A 20,439-nucleotide genomic window follows, 5' to 3' on the forward strand; every position below is an offset into this window, starting at 1 on the left:
GCGTGATGGCGACGATCGATGGGCTGCCGCCGCTGCGCGAGGTTCTGCAGACGCATGATCTGGTGGCAAAGAAGAGCCTCGGGCAGAACTTCCTGCTGGATCTGAACCTGACCGCGAAGATCGCGCGGTCTGCGGGCGATCTGACGGGCGCGGATGTGCTGGAGGTCGGCCCCGGCCCCGGCGGCCTGACGCGCGGGCTTCTGGCCGAAGGCGCGCGCAAGGTCCTCGCGATCGAGAAAGACATGCGCTGCCTGCCCGCTTTGGCCGAGATCGCCGAGGCCTATCCGGGGCGGCTCGAAGTGATCAATGGCGATGCGCTGCAGATCGATCCGCTCGCGCATCTGACGCCGCCGATCAAGATCGCTGCGAACCTGCCCTATAACGTGGGCACCGAGTTGCTGGTGCGTTGGCTGACGCCGAAAGAGTGGCCGCCCTTCTGGGAAAGCCTGACGCTGATGTTCCAGCGCGAGGTGGCCGAGCGGATCGTGGCGAAGCCGGGCAGCAAGCATTACGGGCGGCTCGCGATCCTCGCGCAATGGCGTGCCGAGGCGAAAATCGTGATGAGCCTGCCGCCCGAAGCCTTCACGCCCGCGCCAAAGGTTCATTCCGCGGTGGTGCATCTGCGCGCCCTGCCCGAGCCGCGCTATCCGGCCGATGCGGCGACGCTCAGCCGGGTCGTCGCTGCGGGCTTCAACCAGCGCCGCAAGATGCTGCGCGCCTCATTGAAAGGCGTGGCCCCCGATATCGAGGCGAAGCTGGAGCAGGCCGGGATCGCGCCCACCGAGCGCGCCGAACGGGTAACACTGGAGCAGTTCTGCCGGCTTGCGCGCATCGTCGCGGGTCAGGAATGATCCGCCCGGCGCGCGAGGACGACCTGCCGCGCATTGCCGAGATCGCCGAGGCCGCCTTCTCCCGCTACATTCCCCGGATCGGACGCCCACCCGCGCCGATGCTGGCCGATCACGCCGCCGAGCTGCCGTATCTCTGGGTCTGCGAGGGAACGAGCGGGGTCGCGGGCTATATCGGGCTCTTTGCGGATGACGGCACGCCGCCCCGGTTGCAGATCGAGCCCGTCGCCGTCGACCCGGCCGCGCAGGGCCAGGGGATCGGGCGGCAGTTGATGGCGTTCGCCGAGGCACGCGCCCGCGAGATCGGCGCGGAAAGACTGTGGCTTTACGCCAATGCCGCGATGGAAGACAGCCGCGCGGTCTATGCGCGGCTCGGTTTTATCGAGCGCGACCGCCGGATGGACGGTGGCTATGACCGGGTGTTTCTGGACAAAGACCTGACCGCCTGAGCGCCGCCCCTGCCCCATCATGCAAAAAGGCCCGCCGATCCGGCGGGCCTTTTGCTATCTCTTGTCCGAGGCTTTACTCGCCCGAGGCTTTGGGCAGCTCGGCGCTCGCCGCTGCCTTTTCAGCCTTATCGGCTTTCGGGGCGCGCGGCTTGCGCGGGGCGCGCGGACGCTTGGGCTTTTCGGCCTTTTCCGCTTTCTCGGCCTTCTCTGGCTGTTCCGCGGCTTTCGGTGCCTCTTCACTGCTGCGGCTTTCCGGCGTCTCGACGAGGGTGGAATCCTCTTCGAGCTCCAGCTGCGGCATCGGCGGCATCATCTCGGGGCTTTCGGCGCGCTTGTTGCGACCGGAGGATTTCGCCTCGCTGCGCTCTTCGCGACGCTCGGACGTATTGTTGTCCTGAGCTTCACCCTTCGACTGGGCCTCGTTCTGGCCGTCGTCCTGCTGAGCGTGGTTCTGGCCGTTATTCTGACCGTTGCCACTGTTGTTCTGGCCGCCGCTGTTGTGACCACCGTTATTCTGGCCACCATTGTTCTGGTTGCCATTGTTCTGGTTGTTTTGCTGGCGCTGCTGGTTGCGGGCCTCTTGCTCGCGAGCCTGTTCTTTCTGCGCCTCGCCCAGCATTCGCGTGTAATGCTCTGCGTGCTGCAGGAAGTTCTGTTCGGCCACGCGATCGTTGCCGAGCTGCGCATCGCGCGCAAGCTGAAGATATTTGTCGATGATCTGCTGCGGCGTACCGCGCACCTTGCCTTCGGGGCCGGAGCTGTCGAAGACGCGGTTAACGATATTGCCCATCGACCGTTGACGGTTCGACTTATTGCGCGAACGGGATTTCGAAGATCTCATGGCTTTCGTTTTCTTGGCCCGTTGTCACGGGCTTTTCGGAAATGGCCGCTAATGCGTGGCCTGCGGGCTGAACTGTCACGCTGGGCATACTTGCCCGGTTTCGTTCCTAACACCCGCGCTGTGAAGCTGAGCCGTGCGGTGGATCAATATCCGCCCTGCACAGGCTTGACTAAACATGCGGGGGGCCACCTTTCAAGTCAGAAAATCGGTCAAATCCGCGATTTCCGCCGATTCGCAGGGTTTTCCCCAAGTTTTTGCGCGATTTCGCGCTCAGGAAGCGCCGCAATCCGCCGTATCCCCGGATTTATGTGCCAAAACGACGCGGTCGCGCCCATCGAGATCCTGGCGGGTCTCGATCCGCTCGAAACCTTGGGCCGCGAAGAGGTCACTGACCGCCTGCGCCTGTGTCGGACCGATCTCCACCGCGAGACGACCGCCCGCCAGCAACCGCGCCCCCGCCCCGAGCGCAATCGCGCGATAGGCGTCGAGCCCGTCGCCGCCGGGGGTCAGCGCCGAGAGCGGCTCCCACTCGCGCACATCCTGCGAGAGCCCCGCCATCTCGTCTTGGGCGATATAGGGCGGGTTCGAGACGATGAGGTCGTAGCGCCCCGGCACATTGGCAAACCAGTCTGAAATCAGGAACTTGGCGCGCGTGGCGACGCCGAGCGTCTCGGCGTTGGATTTCGCGACTTCCAACGCGGCGTCCGACAAATCGGTCCCCGTCCCCGCCGCGAAGGGCATGGATTTCAGCAGCGAAATCAGGATGCAGGCGGTGCCGGTGCCAAGGTCGAGCGCGTGGACGAAGGGGCGTTCCAGCGCCACCTCGACCAGCAATTCCGTCTCCGGGCGCGGATCGAGCGTGTCACGGGTGACGCGGAATTCATGCCCCCAGAACAGGCGTTTGCCGGTGATCTGAGCGACGGGCTGGCGCGCCTCGCGAGCAGTCAGCGCCACCTCAAACCGGGCGGCTGCGTCCTCTGGCAGCGGTTCTTGCAGCGCGAGCGTCAGCCGATCGGGCGCGATCTGCAGCGCATGGGCCAAGAGCCTGCGCGCATCGGTCTGCGCGCCCTCGATCCCGGCCTCGCGCAGACGCCGCGTCGCGGCGACCAACGCATCCTGCGCCCTCACGCCTCCATCTCCGCGAGCTTCGCCGCTTGATCGTCGGCGATCAACGCGTCGACCACCTCGTCGATCTCGCCTTCCATAACCTTATCAAGGGAATAGAGCGTAAGATTGATCCGGTGATCGGTCAGCCGCCCTTGCGGGAAATTATAGGTCCGGATGCGTTCCGAACGGTCGCCGGAGCCCACCTGAGACTTCCGCGTCTCGGCACGCTCGGAAGCCGCGCGATCGCGTTCGGCCTCGAACAGCCGTGCCCGCAGAACGGCCATCGCATTGGCGCGGTTCTGGTGCTGGGATTTCTCCGACGAGGTCACGACGATCCCGGTCGGGATATGGGTGATGCGCACCGCCGAGTCCGTGGTGTTGACGTGCTGGCCGCCCGCCCCGGAGGCCCGCATCGTGTCGATCCGGATATCATTGGCGGGGATGTCGATATCGACCGCCTCGACCTCGGGCAGAACGGCCACGGTCGCGGCCGAGGTGTGGATGCGCCCGCCGGCCTCGGTTTCCGGCACGCGCTGCACGCGGTGGACGCCGGACTCGTATTTCAGCCGCGCGAAGACGCCCTCGCCCTCGATCCGGGCCACGGCTTCCTTGACGCCGCCCAGCTCGGTCTCGGTCAGCTCCATCATCTCGAACCGCCAGCCGTGTTTCTCAGCGTATTTCTGATACATCCGCAGCAGGTTGCCCGCGAAAAGCGCCGCTTCCTCGCCGCCCGTGCCGGGGCGGATCTCCAAGATCGCGGGCCGTGCGTCGGCGGCGTCCTTGGGCAGAAGCGCCACGCGCAAAGCCTGCTCCATCTCGGGAATGCGGGATTTGAGGCGCGGCAGCTCCTCTTCGGCCAGATCGCGCATTTCCGGATCGCTCAGCCAGCCTTCCGCCTCGTCCAGATCGGCGCGCGCCTGACGCCAAGCCTCGATCTGGGTCACGACCGGCTTCAATTCGGAATATTCGCGGCTGATCTCGGCGATCTTGGCGGGCTCCGCGCCAGCGTTGAGCAGCGCCTCGAGGTACTCGAAGCGCGCGAGGATCTGGTCGAGTTTCTCTTCGGGCAACATGGGATCGGTTTGGCGCGAAGCGTGCGGGGCGTCAAGGCAGGAGCGTTGGGAGGAGCGCGCCGCTTCCTCCCTTTGGTCCGGGGCGGCCAGCCCCGGGCCGCGCCCGACCCTCCCCCCGGGAGGGCGCATTGGCGATGTCGTCGCGGGCTCAAGCGTCCGCCGAGCTTGCAAGATAAAGCGCCCGGCCACAGGCGACGCCACGCGCCCACCCGAGGCTCGGGCGCGCCCCTTCTCAACCAACGTGTCGTCATGGACGCCAGGTCATCACATATCAGCAGACAGCCCACGCCTCCCTTTACGGCTCGGGTCCTATCACCTAGATAAACAGTCGAGTAATTCGATAGGCGCCCGCGCGCGCCCCCGCCGATGAAAGAGGCTTCCATGACCGCCACGCCCGAAGAGCCGCTTGAAGGCACGCCGCTGATCAAGCCCTCGACGACCGATCACCCGCTCTACGAAAATGTCGTGGAAGCGTGCCGCACCGTCTATGACCCGGAAATCCCGGTGAACATCTACGATCTCGGCCTCGTCTACACGATCGAGATCAGCCCCGAGAATGACGCGAAGGTGATCATGACGCTCACCGCGCCGGGCTGCCCCGTTGCAGGCGAGATGCCGGGCTGGGTTCACGATGCCGTGGCCTGCGTGGGTGGTCTGCGCGATGTCGATGTCGAGATGACCTTCGATCCGCAATGGGGCATGGACATGATGTCGGACGAGGCACGGCTGGAACTGGGCTTCATGTGAGGTCCGGAGGGGGCTCTGCCCCCGCACCCTGCGGGTGCCCCCCGGGATATTTCGGACCAAGAGGAAGGGAGCCACGCGGCTCCCTTTTTGTTTCCTCGCATTTGCGCACAGGGGCGTTGCGCGTAGCTCACCTTGCCCATCGCGCTGCAAGACCCATCTCATGCTGCCGAATGTCAAACCCGATGAGAGGCCCGACTAGATGACCGACATGGCTGATACGCTATTCTCCCCCACGAAACTCGGCGCGATCGAGATCGCCAACCGTTTCGTGATGGCCCCGCTGACCCGCAACCGCGCGCCCGATCTGCATCCGACCGACATGACGGTGGAATATTACCGCCAGCGCGCAGGCGCGGGTCTGATCATCACCGAAGGCACGCAGATCTCGCCGATGGGTCAGGGCTATGCCTGGACGCCGGGCATCTATAACGACGCGCAGGTCGCGGGCTGGAAGAAGGTCACCGAGGCCGTGCATGGCGCTGGCGGCAAGATCGTCGCGCAGATCTGGCATGTCGGCCGGATTTCGGTGCCGCAGCTTCTGGATGGGCGCGATCCGGTCGGTCCGTCGGCGATCTCGGCCGAGGCGAAAACCTTCGACGGTGAAGGCTTCGTCGCGACCACCACGCCCCATGCGCTGACGGTCGAAGAGATTGCCGCCACGGTCGAGGATTACCGCAACGCCGCGCGTAACGCGAAAGCCGCGGGCTTCGATGGCGTCGAAATCCACGCCGCGAATGGCTACCTGATCGACCAGTTCCTGCGCGACACCTCGAACAAACGCGAAGACGAATACGGCGGCTCGATCGAGAACCGCACCCGCTTCCTGCGCGAAGTCGTGGACGCGGTGACCGAGATCCTCGGCGCCGAACGTGTGGGCATCCGCCTCTCGCCCTGGTCGAACGCGAATAACGTCGGCATCGACAGCAACACGGCGGAGCTGTTCGGTGCGGTGGTCGATTTCCTCAACACCAAGCCGATGGCCTATGTCCACTTCGTCGAAGGCCAGACCGGCGGTCCGCGCGAATGGCCTGAGGACGGGATCGAGACGCTGCGTGCGAAGTCGAAAGCGCCCTATATCGCGAATAATGGCTACGACAAGGCGATGGCCGAAGCGGCGCTGAAAGAGGGCGCGGCGGCGGTGGCCTTCGGCAAGCTGTTCATCGCGAACCCGGACCTGCCGACGCGCTTCGAGAAGGACGCGCCGCTCAACGAGCCGAACCCGGACACGTTCTACGGCGGCGGTGCTGAGGGCTATACGGATTATCCGTTCCTCGATGAATGACGCAGGCCATTTCACCTGCTAAATAATTGATGCAGGCATTTTTACTTGCATATCTCCATGCGCAGGCATTATAACCTGCGCATGGCTTATTTTTGCGTCCTCACCGGCGATATCGTCGCCTCGACCCGGCTCTCGGCGTCGGAGCTGAGCGCGGCGCTCGATGCGATCGAGGGCGCGGCGGCAGTACTCCGGCCCGCACTGGGCGACACGGCTTTCGCCCGCAATCGCGGCGATGGCTGGCAGATCGCGATCACCGAGCCGCGCTATCAGGCAAGGCTGGCCGTGCTGATCGAGGCCGAGTTGCGCGCTCTGGGCGAGGCATTCTCGACCCGGATCGCGATTGCCGAGGGCGACGGCACACTGCCGCCCGATGGCGACCTGAACGGGGCATCAGGGCCGGTCTTCACCGCCTCGGGCCAACTACTCGATAGCTTGGAGGAGCCGCGCATCGCCCATGCTGCGGGCGGGCCGCTTGGCGCGGCACTGCGGCTGTTCGATCACATCTCGGAAGACTGGACGCCGGCGCAGGCACGTGCGATCGCGCCGATGCTGCGCATCAAACCTCCGACCCAGACCGCCGCCGCATCCGAGATCGGCATCACCCGGCAATCGCTGGCACAGGCCTTGGCAAGCGCGGCTTACCCGGCCATCGTGGAGGCTTTAGCGATGATCGAGGAGACCCCATGATCGAGACTTTCGCGGCGCTTCTCTTCGCCCATGCCTTCACCGATTTCGCGTTTCAAAGCAGCGACATGGCGGTGAAGAAAGCCGGGCGTGACGGAGCGGCTCTGGCCGCGCATATCGCGATCCTTGCGGGGCTGACGCTGTTGGTGGGGCTGCAGTTGAGCTGGGCGCTGATCGGGGTGCTGGCGCTGGTCGCCCTCAGCCATCTGGTGATCGACATCGTCAAAAGCTTCGCGCCGCGCGAACAGGCCCTCGCCGCCTTCCTTGGCGATCAGACGGCCCATATCGCCGCGACTGCGCTGATCGCCACCGCCTTCCCGACGTTCTGGGCCAACTCGCTCTGGGTGAACCTCACTTGGCTCCCCGGCGCCCTGACGCTCGCCACCGGGTTATTGATCACCACCCGCGCGGGCGGCTTCGCGGTGGGGATGCTGATGGCGCAATACGAAAACGACGCCCCGCCTCCGGGCCTGCCCCAAGGCGGGCGGATGATCGGGCTGCTCGAGCGCGGGTTGATCTTTCTGCTGGTGCTGGCGGGTCAGCCCTCCGGCATCGGCTTTCTGATCGCGGCGAAGTCGATCCTGCGCTTCGAGGCGGTCTCCAAGGACGGGGCGAATCCAAAATCCGAATATGTGATCATCGGCACGCTGGCCTCTTTCGGCTGGGCGCTCGCCGCCTCTTACGCCACGCTCGCGCTTTTGGGACAGCTTCCGCCCCTTGGAATCCTGCCCGTCCCCGACTAAATTACTCGGTGAAGGAGAGCCCCCATGTTCAACGTCCCCGGACAAGACCCCGTCACCCTGACCGACGCCGCCGTCGCGCAGATCGCCAAGCTGATGTCGCGTGAAGACGCGGCGGGCTTCCGCATCGGCGTGAAGAAAGGGGGCTGCGCGGGCATGGAATACACGATGGAGGTCGCGGCCGAAGCCGGGCCGATGGATATCGTCGTCGAGAAGGGCCCTGCCCGAGTGCTGATCGCGCCGATGGCGCAGATGTTCATGCTGGGCACCGAGATCGACTACGAGACCGGCCTTCTGGAATCGGGCTTCAAGTTCCGCAATCCGAACGTGGTCGACGAATGCGGCTGCGGCGAGTCGATCAAGTTCGCCGATATGGAAGCCCTCCAGACCAACGGCTAAGTCTCGCCCCCCGCGCCAATTTGCCCTTTGCGAGGCTGCGCCCCCTGCCCTAATGTCGGCCGCAACGACATCAGGGAGAATAATCGCACATGCGCAAGAAACTGGCCGCCGGCAATTGGAAGATGAACGGGCTCAAGAGCAATCTGGGCGAGGTCACGGCGCTGACCGAAGCGCACCCGTCCCCCGCCTGTGACGTGCTCCTGTGCCCGCCCGCGACGCTGATCGGCGCGATGGCCGAGGCGGCAGGCGGCAAGCTCGCGGTCGGCGGGCAGGATTGCCACATGAACGAGAGCGGCGCGCATACGGGCGACATCTCGGCGCAGATGATTGCGGATGCGGGTGGCTCTTATGTCATCGTCGGCCATTCGGAGCGTCGTGCGGACCACCATGAAAGCGATCTGATCGTGCGCGCCAAGGCCGAGGCGGCGATTGGCGCAGGTCTGATCGCGGTGATCTGTGTGGGCGAAACAGAGGCGCAGCGCGACGGCGAGCAGACGCTCGACGTGATCGGCGAACAGCTTGCGGGCTCCGTCCCCGATGGCGCGACGGCCGCCAATTGCGTGATCGCCTATGAACCCGTCTGGGCGATCGGCACGGGCCGCACGCCGACGCTGGAGCAGATCGCCGAGGTGCATGACTTCATGCGCAACACGCTGGTCGCGCGCTTCGCAGACGCGGGCAACGGGATGCGTCTGCTCTATGGCGGGTCGGTCAAACCTTCCAATGCGGAAGAGATTTTCGCGACCTCCAACGTCGATGGCGCGTTGGTGGGCGGGGCCTCGCTCAAGGCCAGCGATTTCGGCGCGATCATCGCGGCACTGGACGCAAGCTGAGCCAAGTCCCGCTCCGGCCCACGGAGGCCGCAGACACAAGGGCCGCGCCGCTTTTCAACGCCGCGCGGCCCACGCAATTTCCCCCGCGCCGCCTTGCGGGCGCCGCCCCGATCTCGTATCACGCGGGCCAAGCTTTCAAGAGGATGACAGATGCGCGCCGAGACGCAGAACACCGTCGAACAGATCCGCAAGTCCCTGACCTTGCTGGGCCAGCGGATGGACCTCGAGACCGCGCCGCACCGGATCGAGGAATTCAACGCGATGATCGAAGACCCCACCCTGTGGGACGATCAGGCGCGCGCGCAGAAACTGATGCGCGACCGGCAGCAACTGATGGACAAGTTCGAAACCTATAACCGGATCAAGCAGGATCTGGAGGACAATGTCGAACTGATCGAGATGGGCGAGATGGAAGACGACGAGGAAGTCGTCTCCGAGGCCGAAGCCTCGCTGGCCGCGCTGAAAGAGACCGCCGCGTCGAAAGAGCTCGAAGCGCTGCTCGACGGTGAGGCGGATGCGAATGACACGTTCCTCGAGATCAACGCGGGCGCGGGTGGCACGGAGGCCTGCGACTGGGCCTCGATGCTGCAGCGGATGTATGTCCGCTGGGCCGAGAAACGCGGCTACGAGGTCGAGTTGCAATCCGAAGAACCGGGCGCCGAGGCCGGGATCAAATCCTGCGCCTACAAGATTTCCGGTCCCAACGCCTATGGCTGGCTGAAATCGGAATCGGGCGTGCACCGCCTCGTGCGGATTTCGCCCTTCGGCAAGGGCACGCGCGAGACCTCGTTTGCGTCGGTCTGGGTCTATCCGGTGGTCGACGACAATATCGAGATCGAGGTGAACCCCGCCGATATCCGCATCGACACGTTCCGCTCTTCGGGGGCTGGCGGTCAGCACGTCAACACGACCGACTCGGCGGTGCGGATCACCCACCACCCGACCGGGATCGTGGTTACAAGTTCCGAGAAGTCGCAGCACCAGAACCGCGATATCGCGATGAAAGCGCTGAAATCGCGGCTCTATCAGATGGAGCTGGAAAAGCGCACCGCGGCGATCAACGAGGCCCACGAGAACAAGGGCTCGGCCGGCTGGGGCAACCAGATCCGGTCTTACGTTCTGCAGCCCTACCAGATGGTGAAGGACCTGCGCACGCAGTACGAGACCTCGGACACGCAGGGCGTACTCGACGGCGATCTCGACGGGTTCATGGCGGCGACGCTGGCGCTTGGCCTCGAAGGCAAGTCCCGCGCTGACGCGCAAGCGGAGAGCTGATCGCGAATGGCGGCGCGGGTTCATATTACCGGCGCCGCGGGTTCGGGCACATCTTCGCTGGGGGAACGTCTGGCCGACCGGCTGGGCGTCACCCATCTCGACACCGATCAGTTCTACTGGGCCGAGAGCGACCCGCCCTACACCGTCAAACGCCGCCCCGCTGAACGACTGGCGCTGATGGAGGCGGCGAAAGAGCCGGAGGGCTGGGTGATCTCCGGTTCGCTCGACGGCTGGGGGGAGCCCGCCATCGCAGGCGCCGACCTGATTGTCTTTCTCACCGCTCCCACACCGATCCGCCTTGCGCGCCTGCGCAAGCGCGAGGCGGCGCGCTTCGGCAACCGTATCCGCAAGGGCGGCGACATGGAGGCCAATCACGGCTCCTTCCTGACCTGGGCTGCGGGCTATGACGATCCCTATTTCTCTGGGCGCTCGCTCAGCCGCCATCACGAATGGCTGGCGGGCCGGTCCGAGCCGGTGCTGGAGCTGTCGGGCACCCGTCCGCTGGATGATCTGCTGGCGGAGTGCGTTGTCGCGCTTGGAATGAAACCCTGAACGGTTTTGGCGCGTATCCTCTCCAGTAGCGAGAGGATGAGCACCGTGGAGTTCAAGGACAAACGCATCTGGATCATGGGCGCGAGCTCGGGCATCGGGCAAGCGCTGGCGCGCGAACTGGCTACGCGCGGGGCGCGGCTGGTGCTGTCGGCCCGCTCGGTCGAGCCGCTGGACGCGCTGAAGGCGGAACTGGGTCAGGGCGAAGTCGTGCCCTGCGACGTCTCCGATCCCGAAAGCCTCGACGATGCGCGCGGCGAGATCCTCACCCACGGGCCGCTGGACGCGATGATCATCACCGCGGCGCTCTACGATCCCGGCCGCGTCGATGAAATCGAGCGCGATGCGGCACGCAAGCTGGTGGAGGTTAACCTGCTCGGCACGCTGTGGTTCGCGCAGGCCGCTCCCGGCTTGCTGCGCGAAGGTGGGCAATTGGTGATCTTCGGCTCGGTCGCGGGCATCTTCGGCCTGCCGAAAGGCCAGCTCTACTCAGCCTCGAAAGCCGCCGTGATCAACCTCGTCGAGAGCCTGCGCGTGGAATATGCGCCCGCGATTGACGTGCGCCTGATCTCTCCCGGTTTCGTGAAGACTCGCCTGACGGAGAAGAACGATTTCGCCATGCCCTTCATGATCGAGGCCGACGACGCCGCCCGCCGCATTGCCGACGGGCTGGCCAAGGACCGCTTCGAGACCCACTTCCCCCGCCGCCTCACATGGCAGCTCAAGCTATTGAAACGACTACCTTATGCGCTGTCGCTGCGGCTGACGAAACGGATGGGCGGCTGAGCCTCGCGGCGACGCAGCGCGCAATTCTCTGGACAGATCACGCCCGCGTGACGCAACGTGAAGTTGCGGGCCTTGGGGAGAGGGCCCTCAGTCAGGGAGAATACACATGCAAACGATCGCGTCGCCGCCCTCCGAGGTGCCGCATATCCGCGACCTTCAGGTCTCGGAAATACCAGACATCCTGAAGGCAGGATGGAACGATTTCAAACGCGCCCCGGCCTTCGGGCTGATGTTTTCGGGCTTCTACGTGCTCGGTGGCATCGTGCTCTGGACCGTATTCGCAGCCCAGGGCGAGGAATGGTGGCTGATCCCCTTCGCGCTCGGCTTTCCGCTGCTCGCGCCCTTTGCCGCGATGGGTCTCTACACCGTCAGTCGTAGGCTGGAAGCTCAAGAGCCGCTGGTCTGGCGTGAGGTGATCGCCTGCTGCGTTTCCGAGAAAGATCGCCAGACGCCCTCGATGGCGATGTTGATCCTGATGATGTTCATGTTCTGGGTCTTCGTGGCCCACACGACCTTCGCGCTGTTCATGGGGCTGTCGGCCTTCACCAATGTCTCCAGCTCGCCCGAAATCCTGTTGACCGGTAACGGGCTGATGATGCTGACGATCGGCTCTGCGATCGGGGCGGCCTTCGCGGCGATCCTGTTTTCCTTCACCGTGGTCGGCCTGCCGCTAATCATGGATCGCGAAATCGACATCATCACCGCCATCCTCACCTCGATGCGGGCAGTCGCCGCCAACCCGGTCTCGATGGCGATCTGGGGCATGGTGATCGCGGCAAGCCTGTTCATCGGGATGCTGCCGGTCTTTCTTGGCCTGTTCATCGTGTTGCCGGTGCTGGGCCATGCCAGCTGGCACATGTATCGCCGCCTGACGGCCTGAAACCGAGGCGAGGTTTTCCGAAGGGGCGCGATTTTCGCGCCCCTTTGTCATGGATTTATTGAAAGGCGAAAAATGTGAACATATAGTGAACACATGACAAGAATGACCCTCGATCAGAAACTGGCGATCCTCTCGGATGCGGCGAAATACGATGCCTCCTGCGCGTCGAGCGGGGGGCAAAGGCGCGACTCCAAGGATGGCAAGGGGATCGGCTCGGTCACAGGCTCCGGCATCTGTCACGCCTACACGCCGGACGGGCGCTGCATCAGCCTGCTGAAGATCCTGATGACGAATTTCTGCATATACGACTGCGCCTATTGCGTGAACCGGGTCAGTTCGAACGTCACCCGCGCGCGGTTCTCGCCTGAGGAAGTCGTGACCCTCACGCTGGAATTCTACCGCCGCAACTATATCGAGGGGCTGTTCCTCTCCTCCGGCATCATCCGCTCGCCCGACGACACGATGACCGACATGGTGCGGATCGCGAAGCTCCTGCGGGTGGAGCATAATTTCCGCGGCTATATCCATCTGAAAACCATCCCCGATGCCGCGCCCGAACTGATCGAGGAGGCCGGGCTTTACGCCGACCGCCTCTCGATCAATGTCGAACTGCCGACCGACCGCGCGGTGCAGGACTACGCCCCCGAGAAGGATCCCGCCCAAATCCGCCGCGCGATGGGCGATGTGCGGCTGCTGCGCGACGCCCGCAAGGAACGCAGCTTCACCGGCAAGCGCCCTCCGAAATTCGCGCCCGCCGGGCAATCGACGCAGATGATCGTCGGCGCGGACGGGGCGAATGACACCACGATCCTGAAGACCTCGACGCGGCTCTATTCGAGCTATGCGCTCAAGCGCGTCTATTACTCCGCCTTCTCGCCGATCCCCGACAGTTCCGCCGCCCTGCCCCTGATCAAACCGCCCTTGATGCGCGAGCATCGGCTCTATCAGGCGGATTGGCTGCTACGCTTTTATGGCTTCGACGTGGACGAGATTTCGCAAGGCGCGACCGACGGCAATCTCGATCTGACGGTCGACCCAAAGCTCGCCTGGGCGCTGGCGAACCGGCATCTGTTTCCGCTCGACGTGAACCGGGCCGAGCGCGAGATGCTGCTGCGGGTACCGGGGCTGGGGGTGAAGACGGTGGGTCGGGTGCTGGCGACGCGCCGCCATCGGACGCTGCGCTACGAGGATCTGCGCCGGATGGGGGCGAACCTGAAGCAGGCGAAACCCTTCATCACGCTGCTGGACTGGCACCCGCGTGCGCTGACCGATGCGGCAGACCTGCGCGCCCGTTTCGCCCCACCACCGCAGCAGTTGCAGCTGCTGTGATGCGCACGATCACCCTGCCCGAGATCGGCACGTTCGAGGCGTGGCGAGACGAGGCCCGCGCAGCCTTGGGCGCTGGCATCCCGCCTGAGGAGCTTCTCTGGCATCGCGGGGCGGCGGAGGCCGATCTCTTCGCGCAGGACGCCCCTACCCCCACGGGCAGCGCAGTCAGTGTGCCGAAAGCGTTTGTCGATCTCGCCCGCCTCGTGATCTGCCATCGCGACCCGGAACGCTTCGCGCGGGCTTACGCGGTGCTCTGGGCGCTGCGATCCGACAAGCGCCTGCTGGAAGACCGTGCCGATCCGCACATCGACCGGCTCAACCGCATGGCCAAGGAAGTCTCGCGCGACCGCCACAAGATGACCGCCTTCGTGCGCTTCCGCGAGATCGGCGCGCCCGACGCCCCCCGCCGCCGCTTTGCCGCGTGGTTCGAGCCCTCGCATTACATCTGCGAGCTGACCGCGCCGTTCTTCGTCAAGCGCTTCGGCGATATGGACTGGTCGATCTTCACGCCCGACCTGACCGCACATTTCGAAGCGGGCAAGTTGCGCTTCTCCGAGGGCCAGCCGCGCCCTGACTTGCCCGAGGATGGCGCGGAAGACCTCTGGCGCACCTATTTCCGCAACATCTTCAACCCGGCGCGGCTGAAGGTCGGCGCGATGCAATCCGAGATGCCGCGCAAATATTGGCACAACCTGCCCGAGGCCGGGCTTATCCCCGAGATGATCGCGACCGCGCAGGCCCGCGCCGAGGAGATGGCGGCCAACGCACCCACGCTCGCCCCGTCCCGTGCGGGCAAGATCACCAAGCGGCTGGCAAGCGACCGCGCCACGCCGCCGCCCGTGGGCGATCGCGCGGAATTGCTGGCCGGGCTGAATGGCTGCCGCCGCTGCCCGCTTTGGGAGAACGCGACGCAGGCCGTGCCGGGCGAAGGGCCGCTCGATGCGCCGCTGATGATCGTGGGCGAGCAGCCGGGCGATTTCGAGGATCTCGAAGGCCGCCCCTTCGTCGGCCCCGCCGGGCAGCTTTTCGACGAGGTCGCGGCGCGGGCTGGCCTCTTCCGCGAGCGCGCCTTCATCACCAATGCGGTGAAGCATTTCAAATTCACTCCGCGGGGCAAGCGGCGGATCCACCAGTCGCCCGACCGGCAGGAAATCCACCACTGCCGCTGGTGGCTCGATCAGGAGCGCGCGCTGGTGAAGCCGAAGGCGATCCTCGCGATGGGAGCGACCGCGCTGGAGAGCCTCACCGGGGATCGGCGTGGCCTTCTCAAACGGCGCGGCACGGTGGAGGTGCTCGAGGACGGCACGCCGATGCTGATCACCGTGCATCCGTCTTACCTGCTACGCCTGCCGGACATCGAAAAGCCCGCGATGCTGCGGGCTTTCGAGGCCGATCTGGCCCGCGCGGCGCAAATGGTGGCCTGAGGGCTCAGCCCAGCACGGCAAGGCTCGGGAAGGTCTCCAGCAGCCAGAAGCTGATCGCCGAGAACGCGTTGGTCAGCAGCAGGATCCCGACGACGACCAGGAGCGCGCCCATCGTCTTCTCGATGATCCCCATATAGGCCTTGAGCCGGTTCATCACCCCGATCGCACGCTGGATGAACAGCGCGGCCAGCAGGAACGGGATGCCCAGACCCAGCGCATAGACTGCCAGTAGCGCCGTCCCGCGCGCCTGATCGCCGCCTTGGGCGGCCAGCGACAGGATCGCACCCAGTTGCGGGCCGATGCAGGGCGTCCAGCCGAAGGCGAAAGCGAGGCCCAGAACATAGGCACCAAGCGACGAGCCGCCCCGGTCGCCCGCATCCAGCCGCGCCTCACGGTCGAGGATCGGGATGCGGAACACGCCGAGGAAATGCAGGCCGAGGATCACGATCACCCCGCCTGCGATTCGTCCGAACAGCACCTGATTGGTCAGGAAGAACCGCCCGAAAGTCGAGGCGGCGAACCCCATGAACAGGAACACCGTCGACAAGCCCAGCACGAAGAACAGCGCCGGGACCACCGCCGAGCGCTTGCCCTCGCGCAGATCGCCCATGCTCACCCCGCCCATATAGGCGAGATAGGGCGGCACGATCGGCAGCACGCAGGGGCTGAGGAATGACAACAGACCCGCAAAGAGCGCCACAAAGGCGGCGGGCAGGAACGCAGCGGAGACGAGATCGATTCCAAACATGTTCCTCCTCTACCCCATTCCTCGCGCGCGGTCACCGGGTCGTGAGATAACAACAGCGTGGACAAATCAGCGCGGGCGCGCGAGAACCTCCGCCATGACGCCCGATATCGAAATCGATGCGAAGGGGCTGCTCTGCCCCCTGCCCGTTCTGCGCCTGCGCAAAGCGCTCGAGTCGGCCGCGCCCGGCGCACTGGTCCAACTGGTCGCGACCGATGGCGCGAGCTGGATCGACGTGCCGCATTTCTGCGCTCAGACCGGACACGAACTGGTCGAGGCCGAGGATTGGGAAGGCGTGAAGGTTTATCTGGTGCGCAAGGGGTGATGACCGTCACGCTGCGCCCGGCAACTAAGCCCCTTGCCGAGCGCAAAAGCGCGTGCCAATCTCCGGCCATTCTCAGGGCGGGGCGAAATTCCCCACCGGCGGTATGCGGCGAAATCCGCGAGCCCGCGAGCGCCTCGCCGACGTGCGAGGGTCAGCAGATCAGGTGCGAGGCCTGAGCCGACGGTTACAGTCCGGATGGAAGAGAATATGCAGCCGACCCCGTGCCTTAGCGCGTGGGCGCGGACTGCATGTGATCGCCTTGGGTGACGTGTCGCTATGCAAGGAGATTACGATGACACACACCCGTTACGCCTTCATCAAAGCCAATTGGCACGCCAATATCGTCGACCGTGCGCTCGAGGGGTTTCTCGAAGAGATCCCGGAAGCGCAGGTCGATGTCTTCGACGTGCCCGGCGCGTTCGAGCTGCCGATGAAGGCGCAGGAACTGGCCCGCACGGGCCGCTATGGCGCGATCGCGGCGGCGGCGCTGGTCGTCGATGGCGGGATCTATCGGCATGATTTCGTGGCGCAGGCCGTGGTGAATGGACTGATGCAGGTGGGGCTGGAGACGGGCGTGCCCGTGCTGTCGGTCTCGCTGACCCCGCATCAGTTCCAGGAGACCGATCACCACCGGGCGATCTTCGCCAGCCATTTCGTCGAGAAGGGCCGCGAGGCAGCGCGCGCGGCGCTGCAACTGACCCGCCCGGCACAGGAACTGGCGGCCTGAGCGCGGAAAACGAAATACGAAAAAGGCCGGGCGCTCTGCCCGGCCTTTCTCAAATCTGAAAGTGCCTTAGCGGCTCCACCAGCCCCGCTTCTTAGGCTTGGGTGCCTCCTCGGTCATGGTCTCGCCCTCTGCCTCAGTCTCGGCGAAGGCCGGACCACCGGGCAGTTCGACCGGCGCATCAGGCTGCGGCGTTTCCGGCGGCTGCTCGAACGGGGTTTCCGGTTCGGGCGCGGGCGGCGCTTCCGGCGGCACGTCGACAGGAGTTTCCTGCGGCGTGGGCTCAGGCGTCTCGACCGGCGCGTCGGGCTGCGGCGTCTCCTGCGGCTCAGTGGGCGCGTCGGGCTGCGGGGTTTCCGGCGGCTCGGGCGTCCCGGACGTCGCTGCGACGGGCTCCTCGACCTTCTTGCGCGCACGGGAGCGACGCTTGGGCTTGGGAGCCTCCTCGGCTGCCTCTGCGGCGTCGGCCTTGACCTCTGCAGCGCTGCCTTCGACGGCGGCTTGCGCGTCGGCCTCCGGGTCCACCTTCTTGCGCGACCGCGTGCGACGCTTCGGCTTGGGCGCTTCTTCCTCGGCCTTGGCTTCGGTGCCCTCAGTGGGGGCCTCCGCGGTCTCGGCTTCGGGTTTCGGCTCTTCCACCTTCTTGCGGGCGCGCGAACGGCGCTTCGGCTTCGGCGCTTCTTCCTCGGGCTGAGCCTCGGTTTTCGCGTCGGTTTGCGCCTCGGTTTTAGCCTCGTCCGCCGGAGCTTCTGCCGCCTGCGCGGGTTCGGCCTTGGCGGGCGCTTCCTGACCTTCGGCCGGCTCGGACTTCTGCTCGTCCGACTTCTGGTCGTCCGACGACTGATCGCCGTTCTCCGAGGAGTCGTTATTCTCCCCGTTCTCCCCGTTCTCGCCATTCGACTTCCGGCGACGACGACGGCGACGACGTTTCTTCTTCGGCTGCTCCTCGGCGTCGGTCTCGACCTTCTGGGTCTGCTCCTCGGCCTCGGCCTCGGCTTCAACTTCGATCTCCACCTCGTCCTCGGCGTCGTCGATCTCGGCCATCAGGCTGGCCGAAGCAGACACCACGGGGCTCTCCACTTCCGCGACATTCCGCGTCGCGGTCTTGAACTTCTCGATGGTGAAATCGGGCGAGACGAGTTCCGGCGCGGCTTCGATGCGCACGGACATGCCGTAACGCGCCTCGATCACCGCCACATGCTCGCGCTTGGCGTTCATCAGGTAGTTGGCAACCGCGACGGGCGCACGCACCAGAACCTCGCGGGTCCGTTTGCGGGTGCCCTCTTCCTCGATCGCGCGCAGGACGCTCAGCGCGAGGCTGTCATCCGAACGGATCAGGCCGGTGCCGTGGCAATGGGTGCAGGGCTGGGTCGTGGATTCGATCATGCCCGGACGCAGGCGCTGGCGGCTCATCTCGAGCAGGCCGAAGCCGGAGATGCGGCCGACCTGAATGCGCGCGCGGTCGGTCTTGAGACGTTCCTTCATGCGCTTCTCGACGGCGTTGTTGTTCTTACGCTCGTCCATGTCGATGAAGTCGATCACGATCAGCCCGGCCAGGTCGCGCAGGCGCAGCTGGCGTGCCACTTCGTCGGCGGCCTCCAGGTTGGTCTTGAGCGCGGTTTCCTCGATCGAGCCTTCCTTGGTGGCCCGACCCGAGTTCACGTCGATGGCGACGAGCGCCTCAGTGACGCCGATCACGATGTAACCGCCGGACTTGAGCTGAACGGTCGGGTTGAACATCGATGCGAGGTAGCTCTCCACCTGATGGCGCGCGAACAGCGGCAGCGACTCGGCGTAGTGCTTCACGTTCTTGGCGTGGCTCGGCATGATCATCTTCATGAACGCCTTCGCCGCGCGGTAGCCGCGCTCGCCCTCGACGAGAACCTCGTCGATATCCTTGTTGTAGAGGTCGCGGATCGACCGCTTGATCAGATCGCCTTCCTCGTAGATCGGCGCGGGTGCGACGGATTTCATCGTCAGGTCGCGGATCTGCTCCCACAGGCGCATCAGGTATTCGTAGTCGCGCTTGATCTCGGTCTTGGTGCGCTGCGCGCCCGCCGTGCGCACGATCAGGCCCGCGCCCTTCGGCACGTCCAGCTCGCCCGCGATTTCCTTGAGCTTCTTGCGGTCGGCGGCGTTGGTGATCTTGCGGCTGATGCCACCACCGCGCGCGGTGTTGGGCATGAGCACGCAGTAGCGACCTGCCAGCGAGAGATAGGTGGTCAGCGCAGCGCCCTTATTGCCGCGCTCTTCCTTGACGACCTGCACCAGCATGATCTGGCGGACCTTGATCACTTCCTGGATCTTGTAGCGGCGCGGACGCGGCTTGCGGGCCGGACGGATTTCTTCTTCGACATCCTCGTCGGCGACGGATTCGATGCCGCTATCGGCCTCGGCAGCGTCATCGCCCGCGTCGTCGTCATCGTCGTCGGAGTCGTCGCTGTCATCCTCGTCGGACGCGGTCTCAGCCGCAGCGGCGGGCCTTTCAGCAGCCTCCTGAGCGGGCGCGTCCTCGGCCGGGGCCTCGGAGGTTTCCGTCTGCGCTTCGGCTTTGGTCTCGTCGCTGGAGGCGTCGGCGCTCTCGCCTTCCGCCTCGGGATCGACGACGCCCATGCCCGGGATCTCGTCCGAGCTGACGACCGCTTCGTCCTGCTTGGCCTTCTCCGCCTTGTTCGACGACCGGCGCGAGCGGCGGCGGCGCGAAGATTTCGGCTTGTCCTCTTCCGCAGCCGCGGCTTCGGCGAGCTGGCGTTCTTCTTCCAGCAGCGCTTCGCGGTCGGCGACCGGGATCTGGTAGTAATCGGGGTGGATTTCCGCGAAGGCGAGGAAGCCATGCCGGTTTCCGCCGTAGTCGACGAAGGCCGCCTGCAGCGACGGTTCGACGCGCGTTACTTTCGCGAGATAGATATTTCCGGCGAGCTGCCGTTTGTTGATGGTCTCAAAGTCGAATTCTTCAACCTTGTTGCCGTCCACCACCACGACGCGGGTCTCTTCCGCGTGGGTGGCATCGATAAGCATCTTCTTTGCCATGTAAATCCAATAGGTCAGCCCTTTGCGACCTGCCCGGGGGCGCGGCGCTGTCTTGGGCTGAAACTGTCCTTGAGGCGAGGTTGCGGACATGCGTGCAGACGGCGGTGGCGTCGAGCCTGCCCGTCCTCATCTGCGATATCCCGTCACGCATCATCGCGGTTCTTTCCAAGGCGCGATCGGCTTAGCCGCTTGGCGCCCAATTAACGGCCTCCGTCCCGGCAAATGCGGAAGAGGGAGACAAACTTGCGGCCTTGCGGCCAATCGGTTGAGCCGGGGCCCCTTGCGCATCATCTGCGCCGGATCGGCCAAGGCATCAGCGAATTTCGGTGGGTCCACACTTATGGCGTGAAACCGACTGGTTCCGACCAT

Annotated in this window: 21 protein-coding genes and 1 riboswitch; of the genes, 16 read left to right on the plus strand and 5 right to left on the minus strand. The window is 65.2% G+C overall.

The annotated features are described in order from the left end of the window. The first annotated feature begins 5 nt into the window (after positions 1 to 5). Complete coding sequence (rsmA, locus tag F8R15_RS06930) at positions 6 to 851, plus strand: 16S rRNA (adenine(1518)-N(6)/adenine(1519)-N(6))-dimethyltransferase RsmA (RefSeq protein ID WP_083075195.1); 846 nt, start codon at positions 6 to 8, stop codon at positions 849 to 851. Continuing rightward, on the plus strand, positions 848 to 1,297 hold the full coding sequence (locus F8R15_RS06935) for a GNAT family N-acetyltransferase (protein WP_152844085.1): 450 nt from the start codon (positions 848 to 850) through the stop codon (positions 1,295 to 1,297). Before rsmA ends, F8R15_RS06935 begins: the two co-directional genes overlap by 4 nt. Before the next feature lie 73 nt (positions 1,298 to 1,370). Here F8R15_RS06935 and F8R15_RS06940 read toward each other — a convergent pair whose 3' ends face one another. From F8R15_RS06940 to prfA, 3 genes are all read right to left on the minus strand, one after another. Further along, positions 1,371 to 2,138 carry a DUF4167 domain-containing protein gene (locus tag F8R15_RS06940; protein ID WP_152844086.1) on the minus strand — a complete coding sequence of 256 codons (768 nt, stop codon included), beginning with the start codon at positions 2,136 to 2,138 and terminating at the stop codon, positions 1,371 to 1,373. Between the two features lie 270 nt (positions 2,139 to 2,408). Then, on the minus strand, positions 2,409 to 3,266 hold the full coding sequence (prmC, locus tag F8R15_RS06945; RefSeq protein ID WP_368731015.1) for a peptide chain release factor N(5)-glutamine methyltransferase: 858 nt from the start codon (positions 3,264 to 3,266) through the stop codon (positions 2,409 to 2,411). Continuing rightward, positions 3,263 to 4,318, minus strand: coding sequence for a peptide chain release factor 1 (prfA, locus tag F8R15_RS06950; RefSeq protein ID WP_078603756.1), 1,056 nt, complete (start codon positions 4,316 to 4,318; stop codon positions 3,263 to 3,265). Before prfA ends, prmC begins: the two co-directional genes overlap by 4 nt. Before the next feature lie 381 nt (positions 4,319 to 4,699). On the opposite strand from prfA, the gene F8R15_RS06955 reads away from it, so the two are divergent. The 12 genes from F8R15_RS06955 to F8R15_RS07010 all read left to right on the plus strand — a co-directional run bounded on the left by F8R15_RS06955 (position 4,700) and on the right by F8R15_RS07010 (position 15,246). Beyond that, positions 4,700 to 5,065, plus strand: coding sequence for a DUF59 domain-containing protein (locus tag F8R15_RS06955; protein WP_078519345.1), 366 nt, complete (start codon positions 4,700 to 4,702; stop codon positions 5,063 to 5,065). Positions 5,066 to 5,273: 208 nt separating this feature from the next. Beyond that, positions 5,274 to 6,347, plus strand: coding sequence for an alkene reductase (locus F8R15_RS06960; protein ID WP_172976179.1), 1,074 nt, complete (start codon positions 5,274 to 5,276; stop codon positions 6,345 to 6,347). Positions 6,348 to 6,428: 81 nt separating this feature from the next. Continuing rightward, positions 6,429 to 7,034: a MarR family transcriptional regulator gene (locus tag F8R15_RS06965; RefSeq protein ID WP_152844088.1), complete on the plus strand. Its 606-nt coding sequence runs from the start codon at positions 6,429 to 6,431 to the stop codon at positions 7,032 to 7,034. Continuing rightward, positions 7,031 to 7,774 (plus strand): DUF3307 domain-containing protein, encoded by a 744-nt coding sequence (locus F8R15_RS06970; RefSeq protein WP_152844089.1) that lies wholly within the window; start codon positions 7,031 to 7,033, stop codon positions 7,772 to 7,774. Before F8R15_RS06965 ends, F8R15_RS06970 begins: the two co-directional genes overlap by 4 nt. 24 nt (positions 7,775 to 7,798) lie before the next feature. Beyond that, on the plus strand, positions 7,799 to 8,170 hold the full coding sequence (locus tag F8R15_RS06975) for an iron-sulfur cluster assembly accessory protein (RefSeq protein ID WP_152844090.1): 372 nt from the start codon (positions 7,799 to 7,801) through the stop codon (positions 8,168 to 8,170). Between the two features lie 89 nt (positions 8,171 to 8,259). After that, entirely contained in the window at positions 8,260 to 9,003 is a 744-nt protein-coding gene (tpiA, locus tag F8R15_RS06980) for a triose-phosphate isomerase (protein ID WP_152844091.1), read from the plus strand. Between the two features lie 150 nt (positions 9,004 to 9,153). Then, positions 9,154 to 10,278, plus strand: a complete 1,125-nt coding sequence (gene prfB / locus F8R15_RS06985; protein ID WP_098410629.1) for a peptide chain release factor 2 — start codon at positions 9,154 to 9,156, stop codon at positions 10,276 to 10,278. 6 nt (positions 10,279 to 10,284) lie between these two features. Next, positions 10,285 to 10,830 carry an AAA family ATPase gene (locus tag F8R15_RS06990; protein ID WP_152844092.1) on the plus strand — a complete coding sequence of 182 codons (546 nt, stop codon included), beginning with the start codon at positions 10,285 to 10,287 and terminating at the stop codon, positions 10,828 to 10,830. Between the two features lie 36 nt (positions 10,831 to 10,866). Further along, positions 10,867 to 11,613 carry an SDR family oxidoreductase gene (locus F8R15_RS06995; RefSeq protein ID WP_172976180.1) on the plus strand — a complete coding sequence of 249 codons (747 nt, stop codon included), beginning with the start codon at positions 10,867 to 10,869 and terminating at the stop codon, positions 11,611 to 11,613. Positions 11,614 to 11,719: 106 nt separating this feature from the next. Next, positions 11,720 to 12,493, plus strand: a complete 774-nt coding sequence (locus tag F8R15_RS07000) for a DUF2189 domain-containing protein (RefSeq protein ID WP_152844093.1) — start codon at positions 11,720 to 11,722, stop codon at positions 12,491 to 12,493. 93 nt (positions 12,494 to 12,586) lie between these two features. Beyond that, positions 12,587 to 13,822, plus strand: a complete 1,236-nt coding sequence (locus F8R15_RS07005) for a putative DNA modification/repair radical SAM protein (RefSeq protein WP_152844094.1) — start codon at positions 12,587 to 12,589, stop codon at positions 13,820 to 13,822. Beyond that, on the plus strand, positions 13,822 to 15,246 hold the full coding sequence (locus F8R15_RS07010; RefSeq protein WP_152844095.1) for a UdgX family uracil-DNA binding protein: 1,425 nt from the start codon (positions 13,822 to 13,824) through the stop codon (positions 15,244 to 15,246). The genes F8R15_RS07005 and F8R15_RS07010 overlap by 1 nt, the downstream gene beginning before the upstream one ends. 4 nt (positions 15,247 to 15,250) lie before the next feature. Here F8R15_RS07010 and F8R15_RS07015 read toward each other — a convergent pair whose 3' ends face one another. Then, complete coding sequence (locus tag F8R15_RS07015; RefSeq protein ID WP_078599256.1) at positions 15,251 to 15,994, minus strand: cytochrome c biogenesis CcdA family protein; 744 nt, start codon at positions 15,992 to 15,994, stop codon at positions 15,251 to 15,253. Positions 15,995 to 16,088: 94 nt separating this feature from the next. Between F8R15_RS07015 and F8R15_RS07020 the strand changes: the two genes are divergently transcribed. Beyond that, a complete protein-coding gene (locus tag F8R15_RS07020) occupies positions 16,089 to 16,316 on the plus strand; it encodes a sulfurtransferase TusA family protein (protein WP_078519357.1) in 228 nt (75 codons plus the stop codon). A 64-nt stretch (positions 16,317 to 16,380) separates the two neighbouring features. Continuing rightward, a riboswitch (FMN riboswitch) is annotated at positions 16,381 to 16,527 on the plus strand. An 81-nt stretch (positions 16,528 to 16,608) separates the two neighbouring features. Then, on the plus strand, positions 16,609 to 17,043 hold the full coding sequence (locus tag F8R15_RS07025; RefSeq protein ID WP_152844096.1) for a 6,7-dimethyl-8-ribityllumazine synthase: 435 nt from the start codon (positions 16,609 to 16,611) through the stop codon (positions 17,041 to 17,043). Positions 17,044 to 17,109: 66 nt separating this feature from the next. On the opposite strand, the gene F8R15_RS07030 is transcribed toward F8R15_RS07025, so the two are convergent. Next, entirely contained in the window at positions 17,110 to 20,070 is a 2,961-nt protein-coding gene (locus tag F8R15_RS07030; RefSeq protein ID WP_152844097.1) for an Rne/Rng family ribonuclease, read from the minus strand. Positions 20,071 to 20,439: the final 369 nt, after the last annotated feature.

The organism is Thioclava sp. JE_KL1 (assembly GCF_009296265.1).
GTDB lineage: Bacteria > Pseudomonadota > Alphaproteobacteria > Rhodobacterales > Rhodobacteraceae > Thioclava.

Excerpts from the sequence above, each read along its gene's own strand:
- rsmA (WP_083075195.1), top strand. The coding sequence starts at position 6 with ATGGCGACGATCGATGGGCTGCCGCCGCTGCGCGAGGTTCTGCAGACG.
- F8R15_RS06935 (WP_152844085.1), top strand. The coding sequence starts at position 848 with ATGATCCGCCCGGCGCGCGAGGACGACCTGCCGCGCATTGCCGAGATC.
- F8R15_RS06940 (WP_152844086.1), bottom strand. The coding sequence starts at position 2,138 with ATGAGATCTTCGAAATCCCGTTCGCGCAATAAGTCGAACCGTCAACGG.
- prfA (WP_078603756.1), bottom strand. The coding sequence starts at position 4,318 with ATGTTGCCCGAAGAGAAACTCGACCAGATCCTCGCGCGCTTCGAGTAC.
- F8R15_RS06955 (WP_078519345.1), top strand. The coding sequence starts at position 4,700 with ATGACCGCCACGCCCGAAGAGCCGCTTGAAGGCACGCCGCTGATCAAG.
- F8R15_RS06960 (WP_172976179.1), top strand. The coding sequence starts at position 5,274 with ATGGCTGATACGCTATTCTCCCCCACGAAACTCGGCGCGATCGAGATC.
- F8R15_RS06965 (WP_152844088.1), top strand. The coding sequence starts at position 6,429 with ATGGCTTATTTTTGCGTCCTCACCGGCGATATCGTCGCCTCGACCCGG.
- F8R15_RS06970 (WP_152844089.1), top strand. The coding sequence starts at position 7,031 with ATGATCGAGACTTTCGCGGCGCTTCTCTTCGCCCATGCCTTCACCGAT.
- F8R15_RS06975 (WP_152844090.1), top strand. The coding sequence starts at position 7,799 with ATGTTCAACGTCCCCGGACAAGACCCCGTCACCCTGACCGACGCCGCC.
- tpiA (WP_152844091.1), top strand. The coding sequence starts at position 8,260 with ATGCGCAAGAAACTGGCCGCCGGCAATTGGAAGATGAACGGGCTCAAG.
- prfB (WP_098410629.1), top strand. The coding sequence starts at position 9,154 with ATGCGCGCCGAGACGCAGAACACCGTCGAACAGATCCGCAAGTCCCTG.
- F8R15_RS06990 (WP_152844092.1), top strand. The coding sequence starts at position 10,285 with ATGGCGGCGCGGGTTCATATTACCGGCGCCGCGGGTTCGGGCACATCT.
- F8R15_RS06995 (WP_172976180.1), top strand. The coding sequence starts at position 10,867 with ATGAGCACCGTGGAGTTCAAGGACAAACGCATCTGGATCATGGGCGCG.
- F8R15_RS07000 (WP_152844093.1), top strand. The coding sequence starts at position 11,720 with ATGCAAACGATCGCGTCGCCGCCCTCCGAGGTGCCGCATATCCGCGAC.
- F8R15_RS07005 (WP_152844094.1), top strand. The coding sequence starts at position 12,587 with ATGACAAGAATGACCCTCGATCAGAAACTGGCGATCCTCTCGGATGCG.
- F8R15_RS07010 (WP_152844095.1), top strand. The coding sequence starts at position 13,822 with ATGCGCACGATCACCCTGCCCGAGATCGGCACGTTCGAGGCGTGGCGA.
- F8R15_RS07015 (WP_078599256.1), bottom strand. The coding sequence starts at position 15,994 with ATGTTTGGAATCGATCTCGTCTCCGCTGCGTTCCTGCCCGCCGCCTTT.
- F8R15_RS07020 (WP_078519357.1), top strand. The coding sequence starts at position 16,089 with ATGACGCCCGATATCGAAATCGATGCGAAGGGGCTGCTCTGCCCCCTG.
- F8R15_RS07025 (WP_152844096.1), top strand. The coding sequence starts at position 16,609 with ATGACACACACCCGTTACGCCTTCATCAAAGCCAATTGGCACGCCAAT.
- F8R15_RS07030 (WP_152844097.1), bottom strand. The coding sequence starts at position 20,070 with ATGGCAAAGAAGATGCTTATCGATGCCACCCACGCGGAAGAGACCCGC.